Here is a 5,742-nt window from a genome sequence, read left to right on the forward strand (position 1 = left end):
TTTTCTAGGCAGCGCCTAGAAATGTGGTGGCGAAAAAACAATATTCACGGAAAAATTTATGCACAAGTGGCGGGGCATGAGGCAATGGTGTCTATGGTTAGCCTAGGATTTGGTGTAGCAATGGTTCCTAAAATAGTATTAGATAACAGCCCACTAAAAGATAAAGTACAGATACTCACACCAAAAATGCAAGCCCCTGAAGGCTTTGACATTGGCTTAGCCGTTTTAAGAAAAGAGCTCAACGACCCCGCTATTAGTGCTTTGTGGAATATTGCACAAACTTTAGACGCAAAAGCGATTTAGATTTTTTTACCGTTAAATAAGTTCATAAAATAGTATTATTATGGCTTGCGTAAAGGTTTACTATTACTTAACATTGAATGCTAATAATAAAAATGACGCTTGAGAGTTCTTTATGAATAATGCTGTATCACTTTCTCATTCCGCTCAGTATTTAAAAAAAGCAGTACCCATGATGGTGAAGTACCGTATGCCGGTAACACCTATTAATTATGCTATTTGGTATTGCTATTTTCAGGGTAATAAACCGTCTTTAAACATTGAATTAGATCAAGTTATTTCAGAGCACCAAACATGCACTCAAAGTAAAGCAAAAGAAATATTTGATAAGCATCTTAGTGATGAAGATTTAGCTCTTTTTCAGGAAATGTCGGATAAATTTCATAATACGGTTGAAAATATCCAGCAAGATATAAGTATCACACTTGGTCATTCTAAAAGTTTCAGTACTTCACTGATTGACTCGCAGAACGAAATAAACAGCCTGATAGATACTAACTCTTTTAACGATATTCTTGGTTGTGTTGAGCGTTTGACTGATGAGTCAATTGCAATGCAAGACTCTGCTCGTGAATTTCAAACAAAGCTATCGGTTGCATATAATGAAATTAAAGACTTAAAAGAAGCGCTTAATCTTTCTAAAGAAGCTGCCGACACAGACCCATTAACAGGTTTTTATAACAGAGGTAAATTTGACTCTGATATTAATGACTTTTGCCGTGAGTACTCAGAGCAAACGACAGAAAGCTCCCTTGCTGCACTGATTATGTTTGATATTGATCACTTTAAGCGATTTAACGATGACTTTGGCCATCAAAAAGGCGATGAAGTTATTAAGCTAGTGGCAAAAAAAGTAAAAGAAAACTTAACCGACAAAGCAAAAGTGTATCGCTACGGCGGAGAAGAGTTTTGTATTACTGCTTATTTTGAAACCATAAATGATTTAGTTGCTTTTGCTGAGTGTATAAGGCAAGAAATTGCGAAATTAGCTATTCGTAAAAAACAAGATGTAAACAACAAGCGTGCAATATCAGCAAGCTTTGGTTTAGCTATGCTACGACCGTTCACAAAAAGCTCAGTGCTGGTTGAGCGTGCCGATAGAGCACTTTATATTGCTAAGACACATGGACGCAACCGAGTAGAAATAGCCCCTGATATCTAATTATTATAAGGGGTTTAAACTTTTATTTTGTGTATAAAAAGTGTGAATGATTGTAATCAGCTACAGATAGTTTTAGGTAACCTTGTTACTATCCGTAAATAAATAATTTTATGTTCTGATTTACGCTGATGCGGTTTAATTTCTTTCTATTTACCATTCTTTGTTTAAATTTTTTGCTCACTTGTTTTACGTTAAGTGCCAAGCCAGATACGTATTCGGATCAAGAGTTCTCAGAGCAGCATGTTCAATCTCATCAGCTAATTTTTAGTATTAACGCAGGGGTCGGTGTGATCACTAATCCTGTGCGTGGTGGTGATAATGTTCCTTTAGTCGTTATTCCTCAAATAGCGTTTTATGCTGAAGATTGGTTTTTTGATAATGGTCGTTTAGGCTATTCTTTACTACAAACTTCTAAACATCAATTAAACATTGTTAGCGAGCTTAATACTGAGTCTCGTTTTTTTATAGATTGGCATCCAAGTAATGTGTTTACGCTGCAAAGCAGCAATGCAGATAGCCCATTTTATTTGCAAGCTGCAGAGGCCTCTTCAGTAAAAAATGTTAATTTAAATGACCTACATAAACGCCACTTAGCCTTAGACACAGGGCTTGCTTATCATTATGTGAATGATCACCATGTGTTTTCTGTTCAATTACTGCATGATGTGACAAATGTTTATAACGGTGTTCGCGGCGCATTACAGTGGCAATACCATACCCAACTTGGGCCCGTAAATATTAAACCATCGTTTGGTTTAAATTATAAATCTGCGGAACTAAATACCTATTATTATGGCCTTAAAGACGGCGAAACTTTATTGGGCCATGTTGAAGTTGCCAGCAGTTGGCAACCTTATGCAAAAATTGATGGGCGATTACCCTTAAGAGATGAGTATTCTGTTCGTTTCCATTTAGCTTATTATGACTACTCGGCTATTAATGATAGTCCGCTTTTAGAGCGTGACTATTCAATGACTGCATTTATAGGATTCGAACGCACTTTTTAATATGAAACATCTAATGGTCATTTTATTTTTAGCGCCACTACTTATGTCCTTTAGTAATGCGCAAGCTGCGTCGTTTACTGTGTCACCCAAAGTATGTGTCATTTCTCAGGTACAGGACTTTTGCGATCTTGATTTAAAGTTTGAATGGCAGGGCGATGTGGTGGGGGATGTTTGCATATATGAACAGAGTAAAAAGATACATTGCTGGCAACAGCAGCGCGCAGGAGAGTTTAATTATAAAGCGCGTGTTCAGGTCGAAACCATATACTCCTTAATCAATTCGAAATCTGGCGTGTTAATAGCTAAAGCACAGGTTGAAGTACAAAGTACTCATGTACAAAAAAGTAGGCGTCGGCTTCGTTCACCATGGAGCTTTTTTTAATTTAGGAGCAATCAATGCCAAAAATTCTACTTGTTGAAGATGATCTTGGTTTACAGCAACTCACAAAAGATTACCTTGAACATAATGGATTAGAAGTCGCAGTTTTAGAACGTGGTGATGAGGTGTTTGGTTATTTAGAAAATAATCACGCCGATTTAATGATCTTAGATGTTATGTTGCCGGGCAAAGATGGATTTAGCGTGTGTCGTCAAGTGCGTGATAAGTTTTCTTTACCAATTTTAATGTTAACCGCTAAAAGCGAAGATTTTGACCAAGTATTGGGTTTAGAACTTGGCGCAGATGATTATGTTATTAAACCAGCTGAGCCTCGTGTGTTACTCGCAAGAGTCAATGCGCTATTACGCCGTGGTCAAACAGTGACAAAAACGAGTGAAGAATTACAGTTTGGTGATTTAATCATTGATAAGACCAGCCGTATAGTGCAACTATCTGACAAAGAGATAGTGTTAACGTCGCATGAGTTTGAGTTACTTTGGTTGTTAGCCTCAAACGCTGGCCAAGTGCTTAGTAGAGAGCATGTACATCAACATATGATTGGTCGCCAATATGACGGGCTCGATCGCACCGTTGATGTTCGAGTGTCTCGTATCCGTAAAAAGCTGGGTGATAATAGCGACAAGCCATTTCGTATAAAAACAGTATGGGGTCAAGGCTACTTATTTGTTTCCGATGCGTGGGATCTATAAATACAAGGTTAATAGGCATTAATGGGAAAGCTGTTTGCAAGTTTATATATTTATATTGTGGTTTCATTGTTTGTTGTTAGCGGTGTTATAGAACAATTATGGCCATATGATGAATCGCAACAGCACGTTTTTCTTGATGACGAATTTGGGCAGTCGCTTTGGCTGCTTTCACAAACACCCAATGGATTAGCAAAATTAAAGGAGCACTACAAAAGCCTTGTTATTAATCGTACTGATTTAGCACTACCTCAAGAACAACTGGCTCAGTTAAATAGTCAGCACTATCTATATTTATATGACAAACAACAGCGAGTTGTTTGGTATATTACCCTCAATGACAATGAGCTTTTGCAGGTAGGGCCTATAGGATTAGATACCCCCGTAACGACCTCTGTATGGCCATACGTATTATTGCTCACTATTGTGGGGATTCCTGTAGGCTTATGGAGCTTTCTACTTTGGCGTGACTTCTCTAAATTGCGTAATGCATGTAAAGCCGTTGAAGGTGCTCAAGACTTTCAACTCTCTGATACTTCCAAGTCGTTTTTTTTACCAATTACTGAAACACTCAGTTTAATGCAACAACGCATCAGTTTTTTATTAAACGCTCAACAAGAGCTTACTTCGTCGGTTTCTCATGAATTTAGAACCCCCTTAGCTCGCTTAAAGTTTGCAACAGTAATGCTAGATGAACGTTTATCAGATGAAAAAAGTGAAGTTTATATTGCTAATATGAACAGCGATATTAATGAGCTTGAAAGTTTAGTTTCTGAGATGCTTGACTACGCAAAACTAGACTCTCAACAACCTAGCCTACAACCATACCCAACTGATTTGGTTGAGTTAATAAAAGTTAGCGTTGAAAAGCTTAATTTTGATAAGAAAATTAATTTGGATGAAGCATTACCAAGTAGTTTGATTTACCAATGTGATCCGCATTTTATGGCGCGCGCTTTTCAAAATTTAATTGGCAATGCAATTAAATACGCTAATAGCCAAGTTAAAATATCGCTTGTTACTCAGCATAACGAAGTACAGTTTGTAATTGAAGATGATGGCAGGGGCGTTGCTGAAATAGAGCGAGAAAACGTATTTAAGCCCTTTACGCGGCTTGATAAAAGTAGAGGCAAAAAAACAGGTGGATTTGGCCTTGGGTTAGCGATTGTTGCTAAAATTATTGCTTGGCATCAGGGAAGTTATCGTGTTGAACATTCGTCTTTAGGTGGAGCAAAGTTCATTATTAGCTTACCCATAGAGCAAAACTAAAAAATAAAAAAAGCGCCAAAAGGCGCTTTTTTTGTGGTTAAAACCAAAATCAACAAGTAGCAATTAAATAGACCGCCAATTTATAAAATAGTTTCGTAAAATTTTATTTTTTTTCTAGCAATGGCATAAGCATTTGCTCTAAGCCATTTAGTTTAACCTCGTACATCATAGCTAACTGACTGCCTAGTTTTGAATCTGGAAAACCTTGCTGCTTAAACCAAACTAAGTAAGGTTCGGGAAGTAATAGTAATGGACGACCTGAATATTTTCCAAATGGCATTTTAGTGTTTATGGCAATTTTTAATTGTTCCGGATCCATAGGTTTGCTTTTTGGTGTATCAATGGGGTTAGTGTAAGGTATTTTAGAGTAATAAAATAGGCTGTGACGGGCAAGAAACAGCCTATTGAGTGAGGGAGTAGGCCCTCTGATTTAAGAATTTTTGTTGGTGTAAAAAGCCCGACACAACTTTTGTTAGCTGGAGTCTAACTAGGTTGTATTTAACATGGGTTATATTTAACCAACGAAGACAGTTTACCTGTTTTTTGCAGACGTGGTGCATGCACTTGTAAAGGAATGTAAATACAATTGCTTTTTATTTATTTACTAATGAAAAAGAATTATTTTTGTGCCTTTACACATAGTAAATACTATTTTTCACCAAACAATTCTTGTTTTACATGTTCAGCAAAACCACTACCGGCTTCTAAGTAAAAGTTATACGTTGAGTGTACCCCCATACTTTCAAGCTCTTTTTGTTGATCTGGGTAGTTTGCAATTGCAGTAACTTGCCCTGTGTAACCTGACGCTTGAAGCTGCTCTAATGCAAAAATGTTCTGCATGTGTTTTGGCATTGCTAACATGACCATTTCAACGTGAGAGTGGTTTACACGTTGCCAAAAATCAGGGTCGGTAGCGTC

Annotated in this window: 8 protein-coding genes; 6 read left to right on the forward strand and 2 right to left on the reverse strand. The window is 37.3% G+C overall.

All coding sequences use genetic code 11. The features are described 5' to 3' along the window. The 6 genes from BCG07_RS02435 to BCG07_RS02460 all read left to right on the forward strand — a co-directional run. Positions 1 to 303: LysR substrate-binding domain-containing protein (locus BCG07_RS02435; RefSeq protein ID WP_286888423.1), on the forward strand; the 303-nt coding region annotated here is incomplete at its 5' end. A 112-nt stretch (positions 304 to 415) separates the two neighbouring features. Beyond that, positions 416 to 1,462 carry a GGDEF domain-containing protein gene (locus tag BCG07_RS02440; protein ID WP_286888424.1) on the forward strand — a complete coding sequence of 349 codons (1,047 nt, stop codon included), beginning with the start codon at positions 416 to 418 and terminating at the stop codon, positions 1,460 to 1,462. A gap of 287 nt (positions 1,463 to 1,749) precedes the next feature. After that, positions 1,750 to 2,469 (forward strand): MipA/OmpV family protein, encoded by a 720-nt coding sequence (locus BCG07_RS02445; protein ID WP_286888426.1) that lies wholly within the window; start codon positions 1,750 to 1,752, stop codon positions 2,467 to 2,469. A 13-nt stretch (positions 2,470 to 2,482) separates the two neighbouring features. Continuing rightward, positions 2,483 to 2,851, forward strand: a complete 369-nt coding sequence (locus BCG07_RS02450) for a DUF3019 domain-containing protein (protein ID WP_286888428.1) — start codon at positions 2,483 to 2,485, stop codon at positions 2,849 to 2,851. A 14-nt stretch (positions 2,852 to 2,865) separates the two neighbouring features. After that, a complete protein-coding gene (locus BCG07_RS02455) occupies positions 2,866 to 3,558 on the forward strand; it encodes a response regulator (protein ID WP_006793922.1) in 693 nt (230 codons plus the stop codon). A 21-nt stretch (positions 3,559 to 3,579) separates the two neighbouring features. Continuing rightward, a complete protein-coding gene (locus BCG07_RS02460; RefSeq protein ID WP_243531240.1) occupies positions 3,580 to 4,824 on the forward strand; it encodes an ATP-binding protein in 1,245 nt (414 codons plus the stop codon). A 103-nt stretch (positions 4,825 to 4,927) separates the two neighbouring features. Here the strand turns inward: BCG07_RS02460 and BCG07_RS02465 are convergent, their stop codons facing one another. Together BCG07_RS02465 and BCG07_RS02470 are read right to left on the reverse strand one after the other, a co-directional pair. Next, positions 4,928 to 5,143, reverse strand: coding sequence for a DUF3820 family protein (locus tag BCG07_RS02465; protein ID WP_006793920.1), 216 nt, complete (start codon positions 5,141 to 5,143; stop codon positions 4,928 to 4,930). A 329-nt stretch (positions 5,144 to 5,472) separates the two neighbouring features. Further along, on the reverse strand, positions 5,473 to 5,742 hold a 270-nt coding region (locus BCG07_RS02470), incomplete at its 5' end, for an NAD-binding protein (protein ID WP_286888433.1).

This window comes from Pseudoalteromonas sp. ESRF-bin5 (assembly GCF_002632075.1).
GTDB lineage: Bacteria > Pseudomonadota > Gammaproteobacteria > Enterobacterales > Alteromonadaceae > Pseudoalteromonas > Pseudoalteromonas marina.